The sequence below is a fragment of the Donghicola tyrosinivorans genome (assembly GCF_003003355.1).
Classification (GTDB): Bacteria; Pseudomonadota; Alphaproteobacteria; order Rhodobacterales; family Rhodobacteraceae; genus Donghicola; species Donghicola tyrosinivorans.
Genome location: NZ_PVTQ01000027.1, coordinates 1 through 17,022 on the forward strand (window position 1 = coordinate 1; position 17,022 = coordinate 17,022).

At 61.4% G+C, this 17,022-nt stretch carries 19 protein-coding genes and 1 pseudogene; 11 read left to right on the forward strand and 9 right to left on the reverse strand.

The genetic code is table 11. From position 1 onward, the window contains the following. Positions 1-191 precede the first annotated feature (191 nt). A pseudogene (locus CLV74_RS23500) lies at positions 192-311 on the forward strand (helix-turn-helix domain-containing protein); the annotation flags it as partial. 337 nt (positions 312-648) lie between these two features. On the opposite strand, the gene CLV74_RS20775 reads toward CLV74_RS23500, so the two are convergent. Then, positions 649-1,350 carry a phosphatase PAP2 family protein gene (locus CLV74_RS20775; RefSeq protein WP_106268544.1) on the reverse strand — a complete coding sequence of 234 codons (702 nt, stop codon included), beginning with the start codon at positions 1,348-1,350 and terminating at the stop codon, positions 649-651. 60 nt (positions 1,351-1,410) lie between these two features. Beyond that, positions 1,411-1,707: a hypothetical protein gene (locus CLV74_RS20780; RefSeq protein ID WP_106268546.1), complete on the reverse strand. Its 297-nt coding sequence runs from the start codon at positions 1,705-1,707 to the stop codon at positions 1,411-1,413. A 286-nt stretch (positions 1,708-1,993) separates the two neighbouring features. Between CLV74_RS20780 and CLV74_RS20785 the strand changes: the two genes are divergently transcribed. The 8 genes from CLV74_RS20785 (at position 1,994) to CLV74_RS20820 (ending at position 10,846) form a co-directional block, all read left to right on the forward strand. Further along, complete coding sequence (locus tag CLV74_RS20785) at positions 1,994-3,475, forward strand: sugar ABC transporter ATP-binding protein (RefSeq protein ID WP_106268548.1); 1,482 nt, start codon at positions 1,994-1,996, stop codon at positions 3,473-3,475. Between the two features lie 38 nt (positions 3,476-3,513). Then, positions 3,514-4,509 carry an ABC transporter permease gene (locus CLV74_RS20790; protein WP_106268606.1) on the forward strand — a complete coding sequence of 332 codons (996 nt, stop codon included), beginning with the start codon at positions 3,514-3,516 and terminating at the stop codon, positions 4,507-4,509. 83 nt (positions 4,510-4,592) lie between these two features. Beyond that, positions 4,593-5,579: a substrate-binding domain-containing protein gene (locus CLV74_RS20795; protein WP_106268550.1), complete on the forward strand. Its 987-nt coding sequence runs from the start codon at positions 4,593-4,595 to the stop codon at positions 5,577-5,579. A gap of 87 nt (positions 5,580-5,666) precedes the next feature. Next, positions 5,667-6,437 carry a GolD/DthD family dehydrogenase gene (locus CLV74_RS20800; RefSeq protein ID WP_106268552.1) on the forward strand — a complete coding sequence of 257 codons (771 nt, stop codon included), beginning with the start codon at positions 5,667-5,669 and terminating at the stop codon, positions 6,435-6,437. A gap of 10 nt (positions 6,438-6,447) precedes the next feature. Then, the gene (locus CLV74_RS20805; RefSeq protein WP_106268554.1) at positions 6,448-7,446 is read left to right on the forward strand and encodes a dihydroxyacetone kinase subunit DhaK; all 999 of its coding nucleotides are present in this window, start codon (positions 6,448-6,450) and stop codon (positions 7,444-7,446) included. A gap of 11 nt (positions 7,447-7,457) precedes the next feature. Next, positions 7,458-8,096 carry a dihydroxyacetone kinase subunit DhaL gene (dhaL, locus tag CLV74_RS20810; protein WP_106268556.1) on the forward strand — a complete coding sequence of 213 codons (639 nt, stop codon included), beginning with the start codon at positions 7,458-7,460 and terminating at the stop codon, positions 8,094-8,096. Positions 8,097-8,135: 39 nt separating this feature from the next. Further along, on the forward strand, positions 8,136-8,774 hold the full coding sequence (gene dhaL, locus CLV74_RS20815; RefSeq protein ID WP_106268558.1) for a dihydroxyacetone kinase subunit DhaL: 639 nt from the start codon (positions 8,136-8,138) through the stop codon (positions 8,772-8,774). Then, a complete protein-coding gene (locus CLV74_RS20820; protein ID WP_106268560.1) occupies positions 8,774-10,846 on the forward strand; it encodes a bifunctional sugar-binding transcriptional regulator/dihydroxyacetone kinase subunit DhaK in 2,073 nt (690 codons plus the stop codon). Before dhaL (CLV74_RS20815) ends, CLV74_RS20820 begins: the two co-directional genes overlap by 1 nt. 58 nt (positions 10,847-10,904) lie before the next feature. Here the strand turns inward: CLV74_RS20820 and CLV74_RS20825 are convergent, their stop codons facing one another. From CLV74_RS20825 to CLV74_RS20845, 5 genes are all read right to left on the reverse strand, one after another. Further along, positions 10,905-11,456, reverse strand: coding sequence for a helix-turn-helix transcriptional regulator (locus CLV74_RS20825; RefSeq protein WP_245888642.1), 552 nt, complete (start codon positions 11,454-11,456; stop codon positions 10,905-10,907). After that, a complete protein-coding gene (locus CLV74_RS20830) occupies positions 11,456-12,100 on the reverse strand; it encodes a cytochrome b/b6 domain-containing protein (protein ID WP_106268562.1) in 645 nt (214 codons plus the stop codon). Before CLV74_RS20830 ends, CLV74_RS20825 begins: the two co-directional genes overlap by 1 nt. A gap of 1 nt (position 12,101) precedes the next feature. Next, positions 12,102-12,362 carry a PepSY domain-containing protein gene (locus CLV74_RS20835; protein WP_106268564.1) on the reverse strand — a complete coding sequence of 87 codons (261 nt, stop codon included), beginning with the start codon at positions 12,360-12,362 and terminating at the stop codon, positions 12,102-12,104. A 269-nt stretch (positions 12,363-12,631) separates the two neighbouring features. After that, a complete protein-coding gene (locus CLV74_RS20840) occupies positions 12,632-13,261 on the reverse strand; it encodes an FMN-dependent NADH-azoreductase (RefSeq protein ID WP_106268566.1) in 630 nt (209 codons plus the stop codon). Between the two features lie 40 nt (positions 13,262-13,301). Next, positions 13,302-14,228 (reverse strand): alpha/beta fold hydrolase, encoded by a 927-nt coding sequence (locus CLV74_RS20845; RefSeq protein ID WP_106268568.1) that lies wholly within the window; start codon positions 14,226-14,228, stop codon positions 13,302-13,304. Positions 14,229-14,408: 180 nt separating this feature from the next. Between CLV74_RS20845 and CLV74_RS20850 the strand changes: the two genes are divergently transcribed. Together CLV74_RS20850 and CLV74_RS20855 are read left to right on the forward strand one after the other, a co-directional pair. Continuing rightward, positions 14,409-15,017 (forward strand): CGNR zinc finger domain-containing protein, encoded by a 609-nt coding sequence (locus tag CLV74_RS20850; RefSeq protein WP_106268570.1) that lies wholly within the window; start codon positions 14,409-14,411, stop codon positions 15,015-15,017. 81 nt (positions 15,018-15,098) lie between these two features. After that, positions 15,099-15,428 (forward strand): DUF2322 family protein, encoded by a 330-nt coding sequence (locus tag CLV74_RS20855; protein WP_106268572.1) that lies wholly within the window; start codon positions 15,099-15,101, stop codon positions 15,426-15,428. 44 nt (positions 15,429-15,472) lie between these two features. On the opposite strand, the gene CLV74_RS20860 is transcribed toward CLV74_RS20855, so the two are convergent. Together CLV74_RS20860 and CLV74_RS20865 are read right to left on the reverse strand one after the other, a co-directional pair. After that, positions 15,473-16,225, reverse strand: coding sequence for an SDR family NAD(P)-dependent oxidoreductase (locus CLV74_RS20860; RefSeq protein WP_106268574.1), 753 nt, complete (start codon positions 16,223-16,225; stop codon positions 15,473-15,475). 12 nt (positions 16,226-16,237) lie between these two features. After that, positions 16,238-17,020, reverse strand: coding sequence for an SDR family NAD(P)-dependent oxidoreductase (locus tag CLV74_RS20865; RefSeq protein WP_211299097.1), 783 nt, complete (start codon positions 17,018-17,020; stop codon positions 16,238-16,240). Positions 17,021-17,022 lie beyond the last annotated feature (2 nt).

Sequence of the window (17,022 nt, forward strand, 5' to 3'; positions counted from 1 at the left end):
CAGGGCTGCGATATCTGAGGTCTCCGCCCTGTCAGGCTTTGCTCCAGTCGCTCCCAATGGTGACACTTCTGCTTTGCAAGCCGGGTGACATTTCTGAATGGTTGCAACAACCATTGTAGTTGGGGTGCGCGCTACCATCAAGCGCGGCTCCCAGTAGAAAACAGCGGGTTATCTAATGGAGAGACGCTGCCATGGGAACGGTTTACAATCAACTGAGCATCAATGAGCGCGTGCAGATCGAGCGCTGGAGGCTTGCAAAAATCCCTGTCCGGGAGATGGCCCGCGTTCTGAAACGATCAAAGGCCACGATCACCGCTGGTTCGAGGTCCGCGGGCCGCCCTGGACGCATGCCGCGATCACAGAGAACAAGCACCTGAGCGCCGTGCCCGAGCATATCAAGGCCGAGCAAGAGAACGCGCCGCCGTAGAAGAAGCGCGCAGGCAGACAACGCACCGTCTACGAGCCGACCGGTCGCCGCAACGCCGGTTGGAACTCCGTGGCCGATCGCAATCGCAAGGCCACACGCGCAACCGGTCAGGCCTCTGATATATGAGGTCTCCGCCCTGTCAGGCTTTGCTACCCTCCCACATCAGAGTGACACTTCTGCTTTGCAAACCACGCGACACTTCAACTTGGTTGCAGCAATCCCTAACTCTCGATCCGGCCCCGCCGTGCCATGTGTTCGGCCAGCATGGCCACGCCCAAGGCCCACGCGGCCCCCAGTGACCAGCCTGCCAGCACATCGGACGGCCAATGGACCCCTAAATAGACGCGGCTGACCCCGACCAACAGCGCCAGGATGCCCGCCAACACGATGTAAAACCTGCGGATGCTGGCGCGAGGCTCGGCCCGTCCCAGCATGACCGCCAGCGTCAAATACGTCACGGCGGCCATCATCGAATGGCCTGATGGAAAGGACGAGGACGAGACCTCGACCGCGTGAGAGACCAGATCGGGGCGCGGACGGTCAAACCCGAATTTCGCCAGACCCGAGATCACCTGCCCGCCCACAATCGCCAGCCCCAGAAACGCCGCCGAGGCTTTTTGGCGGGCCAGTATCAGGTAGGTCATCACCGACAGGGTCATCACGGTCAGCACAGTCACGCCACCCAAAGCGGTCAGATCGCGCATGGCAATCTCTATCTCGGGGCCGCCGATGGGATTGTCGGGTTGTCCGGCTACGCGGAGCGCCAGCAGGACGGTTTCGTCAAAGCTGTGCAGATCGCCTTCGCTCATCTCTTCAGCCACCCCGACAAAGCCCCAAAGCGCGCCCGCACTCAGCGCGATCATGGTCAGGGTGCGGGTCTCATACCGCTGGATTAGGGTCGTTAGGATGGGAACGCGGATCATTTGGCCTCTTTGAGGAAATGTGTCACTTGGAAACGCGGGGACAGGGTAAGCGGTTCCCGCTTAACGCCTTTTGCGCTGCAGTTTGGGCCTGCGTTTGCGCTTTGGCTTGGCGGGAACGGCTGGCGGTTCCGCAGAGGGGAACAGGTTGCCAACCCATTGGAGCAAGGCAAACGGCCACAAAAGGCCGAACAGCATCATGATCAGCACTTCGATAGGGCTGTCCACATCCCTTTCGTCCGGAATGGTCGGCCCGCCCCTGAACAGAATCCACATCCCGTGGATGAAAGCCCCCAGCAGGTAGACCCCCAGCCAAGTGGGTGCGTGGTCTATAATCGAGTCGAGCGCTGTCTGTTCCATACCCTCTCTCGTAGCAAGCTGAGCTGGGTTGGAAAAGATGTGTGGCAACTGGTCGCGTCGGGCTTCCGGGGCGCACTTGGCTTGCGGAATGAATCAGTCAGAACGTGCGTTGTTATGGTGAAGGGCCTGCCCACTGCCCGCTATTGTTATATGTAAGATTATGATTTTTATATAGAAATTATAATGAATAACTTTTTCTATTTTTGCTTTGACAAAAGTCAGCACACCGTGCGTATGATGTGTCCGAGGAAGGGTTCGCCCTTAGGGAGATTTATCGGAGGACGCCGTGGCAGATGCTCTGCTTGAGGTGAACGGGCTGCGAAAGCAGTTCGGGGGTGTTGTTGCGCTGAGCAATGGCCGGTTCGTTTTGCAGCCTGGATCCGTCCATGCGCTGTGCGGCGGGAACGGTGCGGGCAAGTCGACATTTCTAACCATCGTCATGGGAATTCAGGACCGCGATGGCGGCGTGATCCGGCGCAACGGCAAAGAGGTGCACTTTGAAAAGCCCTCGGATGCCTTGGACGCTGGCATCAGCATCATCGAGCAGGAACTTTCTCCCGTGCCAGCCATGTCCGTGGCCGAGAACATTTATCTGGGGCGCGAGCCTGCGGGTTTTCTGGGCCGGATCGATTTTGCCACCATGAACAAGAATGCGCAGGCGTTGCTGGATGAGCTGCATTTCGACATCTCGGCCAAGTCGCTGATGATGGACCTCACGGTCGCCGAATTGCAGTTGGTCGAGATTGCAAAGGCTCTGTCCTATGACGCCGAGGTGATCATCATGGACGAGCCGACCTCGGCCCTTGGTGAGGCTGAGGCAGACCAGTTGTTCGCTGCAATTGAACGCCTGAAAGCGGCAGGCAAAGGGATTATCTATGTCAGCCACCGCCTGTCCGAGATTTTCCGCATCGCTGACAGCTACACAGTTTTCCGTGACGGGGCCTTTGTGGGCGATGGCGCGATTGCCGATGTGACCCGCGAAAGCCTGATCCAGATGATTGTGGGACGCCCCCTGACGGAAGAGTTCATCAAGGAAAACACCCCCACTGAAGAAGTGACGCTGAAGGTACAAGACCTGAACACGCGCGGCTGGGTGCGGGACATCAGCTTTGAGGCGCGGCGCGGGGAAATTCTGGCGTTCTATGGCCTGATGGGATCGGGCCGCAGTGAGGTATTCGAACGCCTGTTCGGCATGTCCCCGAATGAAGGCGGCACGATCTCTCTGTTCGGGCAGGCGGTGGATTTCGCCTCGCCCAAGCAGGCGATTGATGGCGGTCTAGCCTTCGTGACCGAGGATCGAAAAGGCACCGGCTTGGTCCTTAGCGGTGATGTGCGGGCCAACATCTGCCTTGCGCAGTTGGAGCAGTTGTCGCGCGGCCAAGCCATGCAATCCCGTCTTGAGGCGGACGCCGCCCAAAAGATGATCGAGATGTTCGGGATCAAGACCGCCTCGGACCGGCTAGAGGTCTCGGGCCTGTCGGGGGGAAACCAGCAAAAGGTAGTCTTGGGCCGGTGGTTCCTGACCAACCCCAAAGTGCTGCTGCTGGATGAGCCCACACGCGGCGTCGATGTGGGCGCAAAGCGGGAAATCTACCGGATCATGTCCGATTTTGCCGCCGCGGGCGGGACAGTGATCATGATCAGCTCGGAAACCGATGAGGTTCTGGGGATGGCCGACCGCGTGGTCGTGCTGCGAGACGGACGCATCAGCGGCACGCTGGATCGGGCGCAATTGTCAGCGGAAACGCTGGTCCACTTGGCAGCCTGAGCGGGGGAAAGACAATGACGGTAAAGGGAGACGCCCTGATGACGGCGCAGACAGACAAACAACGCGATGCGCGGGCGATGGCGACCGAGTTCGCCCAGAAATACGGAATCCTGCTGGCGCTGGTGCTGGTCTGCGTGATCCTGACCTTTGCGAACGAATACTTCCTGACGGGGCGCAACATCATCAACGTCCTGCGTCAGACGGCGATCAACGGCATTCTGGCGATCGGGATGACCTTTGTAATCCTCACGCGGGGAATTGACCTGTCGGTTGGCTCGGTCGTGGCGCTGGCAGGGGTTGTGTCGGCCTCACTGGCGACGACCTCGACCACCGCTGGGATCGCGGGTGCGCCCTACCCTGCTTTGCTGGCGCTGCTGGCCGGTCTGATCGTGGGCGTCGCGGCGGGCTGGGTGAACGGCATCATCGTGTCGCGCTACCGCGTGCCTGCCTTTGTGGCGACGCTGGGGATGCTGTCGGCGGCGCGGGGTCTAACGCTGCTGTATGCAGGAGGCAAGCCGGTGCCCGCCCTGACCGATGGCTACCGCTACATCGGGACGGGCGACATTTTGGGCGTTCCCATGCCGGTCGTGATCTTTGCTGCCGTGTTTTTTGTGGCCCTCTGGGTGCTGTCGCAATCGCGCTTTGGCCGTCAGGTCTATGCGGCGGGCGGCAACCCCCATGCGGCACGGGTCTCGGGCATCAACGTGAACCGCGTCAAGCTGATGGTCTATGTGATCTCGGGCGGATTGGCGGGCCTTGCGGGGATGATTTTGGCGGCGCGGACAGGCTCGGCCCTGACGCAGGCAGGCATCGCCTATGAGCTGGACGCCATCGCGGCGGTGGTCATCGGCGGCACGTCCCTGTCGGGCGGCGTGGGCAAGGTCACAGGCACCCTGATCGGAGCGCTGCTGATCGCGGTGGTGAACAACGGTTTGGATCTGATGGGGGTGGAATCCTACTACCAGCAGGTCATCAAGGGCGGCTTGATCGTAGCGGCAGTCATGCTGGATCAGGCGCGGCACAAACAAAGCTGAAGGCATTGAAATTTAACGAATTTGTCGCCTGCCCCATCGCAGGCGGACAGGTGAACTGTGCAAACTTAAGGGAGGAGCACATTATGATTAAGGCACTTAAGACCATGACCGCCGCGACGGCGATCCTTGCAGGAACTACTGCATTTGCGGCGGACACCCCCAAGATCGGCGCCGCCGTTTACGGCCTGAACGCAGAATTCATGCAGATCTGGGCCGCGGCGCTGGAAAACCACCCCGCTGTGAAAGAAGGCAAGGTCGAAGTGACTGTCTTTGACGGCCGCTATGATGCGCTGGTCCAGCAGGAACAGTTCGAGACCATGATCACCCAAGGCTATGACGCGATCATCTTTGTTCCGATTGACATCGAAGCAGGCGCGACCGCCGTGCAACTGGCCGCTGATGAGGGCATTCCGGTCTTCGGCTCGAACACCCGTGTGAACAGCGACCAGCTGACCGCCTATGTGGGCTCGGACGATGTGCAGTCCGGCTATATGGAGGCGAAATACGTGCTGGATCAGATCGGCTGCACCGGCAACGTGGTGATCATCGAAGGCCCCATCGGCCAGTCGGCGCAAATCCAGCGTCTGGAAGGCAACCAGAAGGCTCTGGCCGAATGCCCCGACGTGAAGGTTGTTGAACAGCAAACCGCCAACTGGTCCCGCGCCGAGGCGCAGACGCTGATGGAAAACTGGCTGACTGCCCACCCCGGTGAGATCGCAGGCATCATCGGCCAGAATGATGAAATGGCCCTTGGCGCGATCGAGGCGGTCAAGGCCGCTGGCCTGAACGTCAGCGACTTTGCCATCGCGGGTATTGACGGTGTGACCGACGCGCTGCTGGCGGTGAAAGCGGGGGATATGGCCTCGATCCTTCAGGATGGTGCGGCGCAGGCGCAGGGCGCGCTGGACCTTGCTATCAAGGCGGTTCAGCCCGACTATGAACCTATGTCGCCCATCTGGGAGGCCTATCCCGACATGCCGTGGAACGGTGGCGCGGATGCAGAATACAGTGTGCCGTGGACGCCTGTGACCCTCGATAACGTCGACGCCCTGCTAGAGCTGCGCCAGTAAGCGCGGCCCTGGTGCCCTGCCCGGCTGCATTGAATGCTCCCCAACCCGGGCAGGGTTTCTTTAAACCGATTTTCAAAGAGGACAGTCATGGTGACCGGACCTGCAACACTTGATTTCAACTTTCCGCTGACCGGCAAGACTGCCCTTGTGACCGGCGCGGCCTCTGGCATCGGCGCCGCGATTTCCGAGGCCTTCGCCGCCAAAGGTGTGCGCGTGGCCGTAGTTGATTTGAACGAAGACGCCGCCAAAGCCAAAGCGCAGGAACTGGGTCACGGCGCGATTGCGGTGGCTTGTAACGTGGCCGACGGGGCCTCGGTCCAAGCTGCGGTGGATGCGGTGAACGCAGCCTTCGGCGGCATCGACATTTTGGTGAACAGCGCAGGCATCGCTGCCCTTGCCCCCGCCGAGGATATTGACCACGGCGCTTGGCAGCGCACGCTGGACATCAACCTGACCGGCACTTTCCTGATGGCGCAGGCCGTGGGCCGCGTGATGATCGCCCAAGGCTCGGGCCGGATCATCAACCTTGCCTCGCAGGCGGGATCGGTGGCGATTGACGAACATGTGGCCTATTGCGCCTCAAAATTCGGGGTCATCGGCGTCACCAAAACGCTGGCGCTGGAGTGGGGCGAATTCGGGATCACCGTGAACTCGATCTCTCCGACCGTGGTCCTGACCGAGCTTGGAAAATCCGCGTGGGCCGGTGCCAAGGGCGAGGCGATGATTGGCCAGATCCCCACAGGCCGTTTTGCCGAGCCGTGCGAGATTGCAGCAGCGGCGGTGTTTCTGGCCTCGGATGCGACGGGCATGTTCAACGGGGCCGATCTGATCATCGATGGCGGCTTTACTGTTAAATAAGGAATTTCCGATGCAACGTTTTCTGAACAACCCCGACGATATCGTTGATGAAACGGTTGCCGGATTTGTCCGCGCCCACCGCGATCTGGTGCGCCTGTCGCCCGATAATGCGCGGGTGGTGGTGTCCCAATCCGCGCCGCAGCAGGGGCGGGTGGGTATCGTGACGGGCGGCGGCTCGGGGCATGAGCCTGCGTTTATCGGCTATACGGGGCGCAATCTGGTGGATGCGGTCGCCGTGGGCGAGCTGTTCTCATCCCCCACCGCGAAAAGCTTTCACGACGCGATCTGTGCGGTAGATGGCGGGGCCGGTGTGGCGGTGCTGTATGGCAACTACGCGGGCGACAACATGAACGTCAAAATGGCCCGCAAAATGGCCAAGAAAGACGGGATCGATGTGGATACCGTTGTCGCCAACGACGACGTGTGTTCCGCCCCCTTGGCCGAGCGGGAAAAGCGGCGCGGGGTGGCTGGCGAGATTTTCATGTGGAAGATCGGCGGCGCGAAGGCGGCCAGTGGCGCATCGCTGCCTGAGGTCATCGGCGCGGCGCAAAAGGCCATCGATAACTGCCGTTCCATCGGTGTCGGTCTTGGCCCCTGCACCCTGCCCCAAGTGGGCCATCCGAACTTTGAGATAGAACCCGGCAAGATGGAGCTTGGCATCGGCCACCACGGCGAACCCGGTATGCGCGTCGAAGACCTGCGCACTGCCAATGAGGTTGCCGATGAGATGGTCAAAATCGTACTGGATGATCACGATCTGCCCGATGGCACCGAAGTGGCCGTTCTGGTCTCGGGCCTTGGGGCGACGCCGGTGAATGAGCTTTATGTGCTCTATGACCGGATCGAACAGCAGATCGAAGCGCGGGGCCTGAAGGTCTATCGGCCCTTCGTGGGCAACTACTTTACCTCGCTGGAAATGGTCGGCGCGACCCTGACGGTCATGGCGCTGGATGACGAGCTTAAGGCCCTTTTGGACCATGACGCCGCCAGCCCCGGCCTGACCACCTGAAAGGAACCAATATGACAGCCATCACGAACAAGGGCAGCGGTCCCATCATTCAGGAGATCGCCGCCGTTATCGTTGAAAACAAAGCCTATCTGTCCGAGATCGACGGCAAGATCGGGGACGGTGATCACGGGGTCAACATGGCCAAGGGCTTTGGCCGCGCCTCTGACCGGATCAGCGCCGAGGATACGCTGACCGATGCCATGCAGACCCTGTCTGATGTTCTGATGGCCGAGATTGGCGGCTCGATGGGGCCGCTTTACGGGATGATGTTTTCCGACATGGCAGACCATCTGGAGGATACGGACCAGATTGATGCCGCTGTCTTCGGGGCGATGTTGCGCGCGGGTCTGGAGGGCGTGCAGGAAATAGGCTCGGCCTCGGTCGGGGACAAGACTCTGCTGGACACCTTTGTGCCCGCGCTAGAGGCCTATGACTCGGCACTGGCTGGCGGCGCAGATTTCGCTGCCGCATTGGATGCTATGAAAGCCGCCGCCGCCACAGGGCGGGACAGCACCATTGATATGGTTGCAAAAATTGGGCGCTCGGCCCGTTTGGGGGAACGTTCGCGCGGGGTGCTGGATGCGGGGGCCACGTCCTGTTGCATGATCCTGACCGGCTTTGCCGACGGGATTAAAACGCGCCTGACATAACCGCTTGCAAAGGCGCTGCGGGAAGGATCATCTTGCACCATGACCCAGATCGACAGCGCCTTTCTTATCCGTTTCTTCCGCCTTGCCTCTGAGCAACTGGAAGCCGACCGTAGTTACCTGTGCAAACTGGATGGTGCGATTGGTGACGGGGATCACGGCACCTCAATGGCGCTTGGGTTTGCGGCGGTGGTCGAACGTCTGCGCCGCCCCTTGATGCCAGAGCCACCCACCCCCGACGCTATCCTGACCGAGGCCGCAAAGGCCTTTCTGTCAGAGGTCGGCGCCACCGTTGGCCCTCTTTACGCCAGCGCGTTCCTGAGCGGCGCGAAATGCTTGGCCGCTGGTCCGCTTGAAACGCGGCAGATCGGCACTTTGATCCGTGCCTTCGCGGACGGCATTCGCACCCGTGGCAAGGCCGAGACTGGTGACAAAACCATGCTGGACGTGTGGTATCCCGCTGCTTTGGCCGCCGAGAACGCTTGCGGCGATGGCGCGGCCCTTGCCGATATCCTCACTGCCATTACCGAGGCCGCCACGGCGGGTCGCGACAGCACCGGCCCGATGATCGCCTCGCGCGGGCGGGCGGCACGGCTGAATGAGCGCAGCATCGGCCATATCGACCCGGGCGCGGCCAGCGCCGCGCTGATCCTGTCGGTTCTGCCCGAGGTGATCCTCTGATGGCCGCCCCGCGCAAGCGCCCGACCCGCGAAGCCGGCACCAAACGCCCGCCCCTACGCTTTGGCGAGGATGTGCTGCTGTGGGCCGCGTGGCTTTACTATGAAGAGGGCCTGACCCAAGGCGAGATTGCCGACATTCTGGGGGCCTCGCGCCCAACGGTGAATAACTATCTGGCCGATGCCCGCGCCAGCGGTGTGGTCAATATCTCGATCGCGGGGCCGCGCCTGCGGGCGGTCACCACCGCCCGCGCCTTGGAAGAGCATTTCGGTCTGGGCAGTTGCTATGTGATCCCCAGCGAACGGGGCGAACGGTCGCTTTATGACAGCTTGGGCTCGATGGCGGCGCAGGCGCTGCCGTCCTATGTGTTCTCGGGCGATGTGGTGGGCATATCATGGGGCCGCACCATGCTGGCGCTGGCCAATGCAACGCCCGATAGCAGCTATAGCGATGTCACAGTGGTGCAGGCCACCGGCGGCACTACGGCGGCGATCACCTACACGCCCGAGGCTTGCGCCACCCGTCTGGCGGACCGCCTGAAGGCCAATTTTATTCCCCTGTCCGCGCCCGCCATCGTCAGTTCCGGCCAAGCGCGGCAAATCCTTGAAACTGAACCCGTCATCGCCGAGCAACTGGCCCATCACACCCGCATGAACCGCGTGTTTCTGGGCGTCTCCAGTCTGCGGCAGAACTCGACCATCCACACCAGTGGCTTCTTTGAGCCGGGTTTGCAGTCGTCATACGCGGCTGGGGTCGGCAGCATTCTGGGCCGTATCATTGATGCCCAAGGCGATGAGGTAGACGGCCCCCTGAAGGACCGCACCATCGGCATGGGGCTGGATCAGTTGCGGCAGGTCTCAACCCGCGTTCTGGTCGCGGGCGGCTATGACAAAATCCCCGCCATTCTGGCTGCCATGCGCGGGGGCTATGTCAGCGAGTTGATCACCGATCTGGACACCGCCGAAGGCATCTTGCGGGCGGATGGCGTGGAAATGGACACCCTGCGCCCCGCCAAAACGCCGAAAGCCAAGTCTAACGACGACAGTACCGAGGCCACCCGCAGCCGGATCAAGAAATTCATCAACGCCCCCGACACCATCGTGACCCAAGCGATGGAGGGGGCCTTTGCCGCCCATCCCGATCTGATCGCGCCGATTGACGGCTCGCTTCGGGCGGTGCGCTCGGTCTCGGAAAAGCCTGCGGGCAAGGTAGGCATCGTGATCGGCGGCGGCGCGGGCCACGAACCCAGCTTCATCGGCTTTGCAGGGCAAGGGCTGGCGGATGCGGTGGCGGTGGGGAACATCTTTGCCTCGCCCCCGCCCGACCGGATTCTGACCTGCACGCAGGACGTAGATCGGGGCGCGGGGGTTCTGTACATCTACGGCAATTACACCGGCGACGTGATGAACTTTGACATGGCTTCAGAGCTTGCCCGCCTTGACGGGATCGAGGTGCGCACGGTTGTCACCACAGACGATATCGCCTCGGCTCCGCTGGACAGCCGCCGCACGCGGCGCGGGACCGGCGGCAATATCTTTACCTTCAAGGTCGCGGGCGCGGCCAGTGCGCGGATGATGCCACTGCCCGAGGTCACGCGTCTGGCGCAAAAGGCCAATGACGCCTGTCTGACCGTGGGCGTCGCGTTGGAATCCTGCGCCATGCCTGACACCATGCGCCCTAGTTTCACCATCCCCGATGATGAGATCGAGTTCGGCGTTGGCGTTCACGGCGAGCCGGGCATGACACGCCTGCCCCTAGCCCCCGCTGACCGGATCGTGGACCGCATCTGCGACAAGATCTTTGACGAGATGCACCTGACCACGGGCCAGCGCGTGGCGGTGCTGGTCAATTCGCTTGGGGCCACCCCGCAGATGGAACTGTTCGTGCTGAACCGCCGCCTGAACGAACGTCTTGCCGCACGCGGCGCGGTGGTGGTGAAGACGCTGGTCGGGAACTACTGCACTTCGCTGGACATGGTGGGGGCGTCGATCACGATCATGGCGCTGGATACAGAGCTTGAGGATTTGCTGGCCGATCCCTGTCATGGCTTTGGCTGGCAGCAGACACGGGCCTAGCCCCGTCTGAATTGCGCGATCCGGACGAAATGGCGGATCGCGCGAAAGGGGCATTCCCCTAGCTGGCCGCAGCCTTTGGCTGGTCTTCTGTCTGGTCCTGCGACCGTTCGGCGGCGCGGGACAAAAGCTCTTCAACGAAATAACTAACAAATTGCGGATGACCCGCCACATTGGCCTTGCTGTAAATACTGGCCAATTGGGCACGAATGGTACCCGCAGCCCGCCCGCGCAGCTCTGCGATTTCGCGGATGTCGCAGCCCTTAAGCGCCAGAAAGCCCACGTCGCGTTCAGCGTCGGTCAGGGACCAGCTGTCGAACTGACGTTCGATGAACCGCACGAAATCACCCGAGGCCACCTCAAGCGCACGGCCCTGCATCTCCATCTCGCGCAGGGTCCAGCGCAATTGCGCCACTGAGAGGACGATCCCGATCAGCAGGACGCTGGTCACCAGTGCCTCAAGCACCGAATGGGCCCCCAGCGCCGTGGTCCAGAGGTCGGCGGTCACGTCTGCCACAAAGAACAGGGCCGCGACCGCTTGCAGAACGATGAACGACGCAAGGGCGATCGGGAAGGATCGCCCTTTTGCCGGTAGTGTCACAGGCCAACCCATCAGGACCGGCCCCGTATCATCGGGCGAACCAGATTGCGCTTTAAGGCCATGCTTTCCACGGCCACACCAGCCACATGCACCACTGCCAGAACCAGCATCAGGTTTGCAGCCAGTTCATGGACCTCTTTGATCAGGCGGCTCAAGGACATATCCTCCGAATGCGCGTCCCCCTCAGTGGCGTTGTTCACCAGAACAGACCAGTCTCCGGCAGCGACGGCGGCTTTTTCCTCGGTGATCGTAACGGGGTTTTTCCACTCTGTCATTTGCAACCCTGTCGCAATGACAAGGGCCAGCGACAGCCAGAGCGCATAGACCATGATCGCCCCTGCCGGATTGTGCGAAGGGTGTTCGCGCACCCTACCCCGCAGCAGCGATAACACGTGCGCCACCGCCCGTCGCGGATCAGGAAGAAAGGACGCAAATCGCGCCTCTCGCGGGCCGACAAAGCCCCAAAGAATGCGTAGAGCCAGCACCACCAGTGCGATCCAGCCGATCCACACATGCACCGTCCCGCCAGGTTTCGAGATCAGCCCGTTCCACAGCACCGCGCCCGCGATCACCCAATGGGTGATCCGGACCAGCGGGTCCCACGGGTCTGGGGGGGCAATCTCTGCCCCTCCCCGTTTGGTCGTGGCCAAAGACATATCAATCTTCGTCCTTGATTTCGACCACAGCGCCCGATTGCGGGTCGATGTAGACTTCCCACTCTTTACCGGCCTCATCGTTGCACTTGGCTTCGATCTTGCCGCCTTCGGCTTCGAATTCGTGCACGGTGCAGCCCTTCTCGGCCAGCGCAGCGGTGGCGTCGGTGGGGTTGGTGCCGACCACGTCACCAATGACGGGCATCGCGAAAGCGCTGATGGGGGCAACGGTCAGGGTCAGGGCGAGCAGCAGTTTCTTGGACATCAGATTTCCTTTCCAGTGTGTCGTGTCACCAATGCGGCGACATGAGGAAAGGAATGGCGATGCACCGACCGTAAAACCATTGAACAAACGCGTAATTTTGACCGCATAAGCGGCTGCTTATCCGGTTAAACTATTGTTGATGCGGGGGTATCTTTTAAATGAGCCTTACGCCCGAAGGGACGTTCCGAATTTTGGTGCCTGCGCCAAGGCGTAAAGGGGGCGTCGTCGCCCCCTTCTTTGATAAATGCCTATGTAGCCTGACCGTAGCTTCAGGCCGGTTGCGGCGCCAAACCTTTTGCCTTTTCAACGGCTCTGGCCTGATCGCCCACCGGATCGGGCGTCAAAAGCGAGGGCTGGAACCGCAGGGCCTTCACCTCGGTCACGCCAATGAAATCCAGCCACCAGCTAAGGTAGGTCGAGTGGAAATCCATCCCGTACTTCGCGGGCGCGCCCGGCGCATAGACGCCCGAGGTGAAAAAGACCCGCGCGCTTTTGCCTTCCAGCAGGCCGAAATATCCCTTGTCGGGATCAAAGCCGAACAGCAGGCCAGGCTGGGTGATGATGTCGATATAGTGCTTCAGTTTATAGGGAACGCCGCCATTCCACATGGGAACGGACAGAACATATTCGTCCGCGTCGGTGAATCGCTGGGTAATCGCGACGATCTGGTCCCAAGCGCTTTGCCGCGTGGCATCCATTTCGCCGACCCCGAAGAAGGTCATCTTCGCGGCGGCCTTGTCGCCGTCGAATTCCGGCAGGTCCGCACGCCACAGATCAAGGCGATCAATGGTCAGGTTGGGCTCGGCGGCTTGGCGGGCGACCAGATAGGCCTCGGCCAGCTTGCCGGACTGAGACATCTCGGCCCGCGGCGAGGCGGCAATGTAAAGAATTCGGGTCATATGATTGGTCCTTTCTAGGTTGGTAGGTGGAAAGCGGGGATCACCGGCCCATCGTCGCCAGAATGGCCGCGCCGATTTCGTCGGCATGGGTTTCCAGCGCGAAGTGGCCGGCGTCGTAGAGATAGGTGGCCGCATCCGGCAGCAGGTTTTGCAGCCCCTTGACCGCCTCAAGCGTGAAGAAGGGATCGTTCTGGCCCCAGACAATCAACGTTTCAGGGCGGGCGCTGGCCAGATAGTCCTGCCAGTCGGGATAGGCGGCGACGTTGTCCTGATAGCTCCAGAGGTATTCCAGCTGGATTGCGTCATTGCCGTCCCGATCCAGCCCCGCCTGATCATGGGTCCACGCGTCAGGGCTGAGGCGCTGAAGGTCGGTGCTGCCGTGCTCATACTGCCAGCGGGTGGTTTGCGGATGCAGGAACTGCCGCAAGGGGGCCTCGGTCTGGGGCGTCCGCTCGGCCCAGAAGGGCGCAAATTGGGCCACCACATCGGGCGACCAGCCTTCCACGTGGATGGTGGCGTTCTGGAAAATCAGGCCAGAGATGCGTTCGGGGTGCGTCATTGCCAGACGCATGCCCACTGGGCCACCATAATCCTGCATGTAAAGGGTGTATTCCGTCAGCCCTAAGCCTTCGGTGAAGGTCTCCATGGTCTGGGCCAGGGTCTGAAAGTCATAGGCATAGCCCGCTGCATCAGGCGCATCTGATTGGCCAAAGCCCGGATAGTCGGGGGCAATCACGTGGAACCGCTTGGATAGGATCGGGATCAGGTCGCGGTACATATGCGATGAGGACGGAAACCCATGCAGCAGCAACATGACAGGCGCATCGGGGGCGCCCGCCTCTCGATAGAAAATGGACAGGCCATCAACCTGTTGGTGGTGATAGGTGACGGCTTCGGTCGCGCCAGCGCCAGTGGCTGTGGTGGCAAGACCCGCCAGCGCAAGCGCGGCGAAGGGAAGTGGTTGCATTGGCTGTGCCTTTTCAGCGTAACTGTTAAAATTTAATTTAGACAGTGACTGAGTAACTTTTAAAAACTGGTTTAGCCAGTTACTTTAAGGTGAGCGGCTGTGTGATATGGTAACTGGCAAAAGCGCCCGATAAGGGTTATCGACAGAAGGTTGCGCCCCGCCCTCCAGACCGGAGTTCCCATGACCCGAGAGACCAGACCTGCCCCTTTCTTTGTCGGTGAACATCCGGCGCTGGACCTGTTGAACTCGGTCGCGACACCGCACACGGCGCGGTTCGACTGGCTAGAGACGGGCGCGGATTTGCTGGATTGGATGATCGCGGCGAAGCTAGCGTCAGAGGCTGAATTGGCCCCGTTCCGCACCCCCGCCTGCGCCGATGCGCTTGAGGCTGCGCGGCAACAGATCGTCACCTTCCGTGAGGACTTCCGCACCTTTATCGAAGGGGTGTGCGGGGCACCGCTATGCGCCTCGGATCATCCAATGATCGGGCAGATCAACGGCATTCTGCCCAAGGGTGCGCGCTATTTGCAGATTACCAAGGCGGGTCCTGAGCAGACCTTTGCCCTAGCGGACCGGCACCGGCTTGATGCCCCTGATGCTCTGATCCAGCCCATCGCCGCTGCAGCCGCCCATCTGATCTGCGAGGGGGATTTTCGCTATATCCGCAACTGCGAAGGGCCCACATGCACGCTCTATTTTCTGGATGTGAGCAAGAACCACAAACGGCGCTGGTGCTCGATGGAGGTGTGCGGCAATCGGGCCAAAGCGGCGGCCTATCGCAACCGCTAGAAGACGCGCAGCGGAGGGCAGTGGCAGGCACGGCGGATCGGTGCTAGATCAAAGGCAACTTACGGGAAAAGGAAGACGGGCATGATCAAGCCGACCTCATCGTTCAAGGACAATCTGGCTTTGCTGCCCGCCATTGACGGAGTTGCCGCGATCGAGGTGCTGGATGCCTCGGGCGCGGTTGTTGACACGATCCCGAACCAGCCGGGAAAAAAGGGCTCGGTCGCGGTATATCAGTACTTGCATCAGACCTTTGGCAGCCTGAACGCTGATGCTGCCACCCACGGGATGGCGGTCTTTGCCGAACATACCGCCGATGCCGAGGCCCGCCCCGGCGCCCATCCGAACATCGACCGCTTGATGGTGATCGCGAACGGTGGTGCGCCGCTAACGGTGCGTATTATCGCGGAATAATCCCGCAAGGGCGGCTCGTTAGACCCGCCCCTTAAACTCTGTCATCAGACCCGCAGGGCCGGCAGACCAACGCCGGTGCTGTCAAAGCCGCCATCCGCTGCAACGACCTGACCCGTCACATAGCTGGCGCGGTCCGAGCAGAGGAACACGATCACCTCGGCGATCTCGCGCTCGGACCCATAGCGGTTCAGGGGGATTGCGTCGTGATAGGCGGCGATGATCTCGGGGGAATGCACGGCCATCGCCAGTTTGGTGCGCACAGGGCCGGGGCAGACGCAGTTGGCGCGGATGCCATGCTCGCCCAATTCTGCCGCCTGCTGTTTGGTCAGCTGGATCACTGCCGCCTTCGAGGTGCCATAGGCCACCCGTAGGGTCGAGGCCCGCAGACCCGAGATCGACGCGATGTTCACCAGCGCCCCTTTGGTTTCCTTCAGTGCGGGCGTTGTTGCCTGCGAGACAAGGAAGACCCCATCCAGATTGGTCTCCATCACGCGGCGCCAGCGGGCAAAGTCGGTCTCGGCAATCGGGCCAAAGTCCGCGACACCGGCGTTGTTGACCACTGCATCAATCCGGCCAAAGGCTGCGGTCACCTCAGCGACCATCTGGTCCACTTGTTCAGGGATCGAGACGTCAAAGACAAAGGCCTGCGCCTGATCCAGATCCTTGGCGGCAACGGCCAGTTCGTCTCCGTCGCGGTCGATCATCGCGACCTTCCAGCCTTCTTCGATAAACAGTTTGGTGGTGGCCAAACCGATGCCACGGGCCGCGCCCGTGACCAATGCAACTTTCTGCGTCATGCGTCTTTCCTGTTAAGCTGACGTTCCCATCAAGGTTCCCATACCGCCATCGACCCGCAGATCGACGCCGGTGATAAATCCTGCCGCGTCCGAGGCCAGAAACAGCGCCGCCTCTGCGATATCCCAAGCGGTGCCTTGCCGTTTCAGCGGCACCTGCGCGGCGCGTGCCGATCGCACGGTTTCCATATCCTGTCCGGGGGCAATCATGGCTGCCACATGGGGCGTGTCAATCATGCCGGGCACTACCGTGTTGGCGCGAATGCCGCGCGGGGCGTATTCCACCGCCACGCTGCGGGCGAACCTTTGCAGCGCGGCCTTTGAGGCCTCATACCCGATATAGCGGTAGGGGCCGTTGTTCAGCCCCGCGAGGCTAGAGATATAGACCAGCGCCCCGCCCTGCCCCATCAGCGGCACACAGGCTTTGGTGGCGTGAAAGGCCGCATCCAGATTGACGCTAAAGACCTTGTTCCAGTCGTTAAAGCCGGTCTCTTCCAGCCCGCCTTTCACACTGGTGCCAATGTTGAAATGCATCACGTCCAGCCCGCCCATCCGGGACTTGGCCGCGCCGGCCATGGCTGTGGCCGCAAGGGGATCGGTCATCTCGCCTGCAAAGGTGTGGGCTGTGCCGCCTTCGGTCGTGATCAAGGCGGCGGTTTCGGCCGCGGCGGACAGGCTGCGATCCACGCATAGCACCTGCGCCCCTTCGCGGGCGTAAAGCACCGCTGCGGCCTTGCCGTTGCCCCAGCCCTCGCCCACCGAACCCGCGCCGATCACGATGACGCGCTTGCCTGCCATGC

Excerpts from the sequence above, each read along its gene's own strand:
- CLV74_RS20775 (WP_106268544.1), bottom strand. The coding sequence starts at position 1,350 with ATGATCCGCGTTCCCATCCTAACGACCCTAATCCAGCGGTATGAGACC.
- CLV74_RS20780 (WP_106268546.1), bottom strand. The coding sequence starts at position 1,707 with ATGGAACAGACAGCGCTCGACTCGATTATAGACCACGCACCCACTTGG.
- CLV74_RS20790 (WP_106268606.1), top strand. The coding sequence starts at position 3,514 with ATGACGGCGCAGACAGACAAACAACGCGATGCGCGGGCGATGGCGACC.
- CLV74_RS20795 (WP_106268550.1), top strand. The coding sequence starts at position 4,593 with ATGATTAAGGCACTTAAGACCATGACCGCCGCGACGGCGATCCTTGCA.
- CLV74_RS20800 (WP_106268552.1), top strand. The coding sequence starts at position 5,667 with ATGGTGACCGGACCTGCAACACTTGATTTCAACTTTCCGCTGACCGGC.
- CLV74_RS20805 (WP_106268554.1), top strand. The coding sequence starts at position 6,448 with ATGCAACGTTTTCTGAACAACCCCGACGATATCGTTGATGAAACGGTT.
- dhaL (WP_106268556.1), top strand. The coding sequence starts at position 7,458 with ATGACAGCCATCACGAACAAGGGCAGCGGTCCCATCATTCAGGAGATC.
- dhaL (WP_106268558.1), top strand. The coding sequence starts at position 8,136 with ATGACCCAGATCGACAGCGCCTTTCTTATCCGTTTCTTCCGCCTTGCC.
- CLV74_RS20820 (WP_106268560.1), top strand. The coding sequence starts at position 8,774 with ATGGCCGCCCCGCGCAAGCGCCCGACCCGCGAAGCCGGCACCAAACGC.
- CLV74_RS20825 (WP_245888642.1), bottom strand. The coding sequence starts at position 11,456 with ATGGGTTGGCCTGTGACACTACCGGCAAAAGGGCGATCCTTCCCGATC.
- CLV74_RS20830 (WP_106268562.1), bottom strand. The coding sequence starts at position 12,100 with ATGTCTTTGGCCACGACCAAACGGGGAGGGGCAGAGATTGCCCCCCCA.
- CLV74_RS20835 (WP_106268564.1), bottom strand. The coding sequence starts at position 12,362 with ATGTCCAAGAAACTGCTGCTCGCCCTGACCCTGACCGTTGCCCCCATC.
- CLV74_RS20840 (WP_106268566.1), bottom strand. The coding sequence starts at position 13,261 with ATGACCCGAATTCTTTACATTGCCGCCTCGCCGCGGGCCGAGATGTCT.
- CLV74_RS20845 (WP_106268568.1), bottom strand. The coding sequence starts at position 14,228 with ATGCAACCACTTCCCTTCGCCGCGCTTGCGCTGGCGGGTCTTGCCACC.
- CLV74_RS20850 (WP_106268570.1), top strand. The coding sequence starts at position 14,409 with ATGACCCGAGAGACCAGACCTGCCCCTTTCTTTGTCGGTGAACATCCG.
- CLV74_RS20855 (WP_106268572.1), top strand. The coding sequence starts at position 15,099 with ATGATCAAGCCGACCTCATCGTTCAAGGACAATCTGGCTTTGCTGCCC.
- CLV74_RS20860 (WP_106268574.1), bottom strand. The coding sequence starts at position 16,225 with ATGACGCAGAAAGTTGCATTGGTCACGGGCGCGGCCCGTGGCATCGGT.
- CLV74_RS20865 (WP_211299097.1), bottom strand. The coding sequence starts at position 17,020 with ATGGCAGGCAAGCGCGTCATCGTGATCGGCGCGGGTTCGGTGGGCGAG.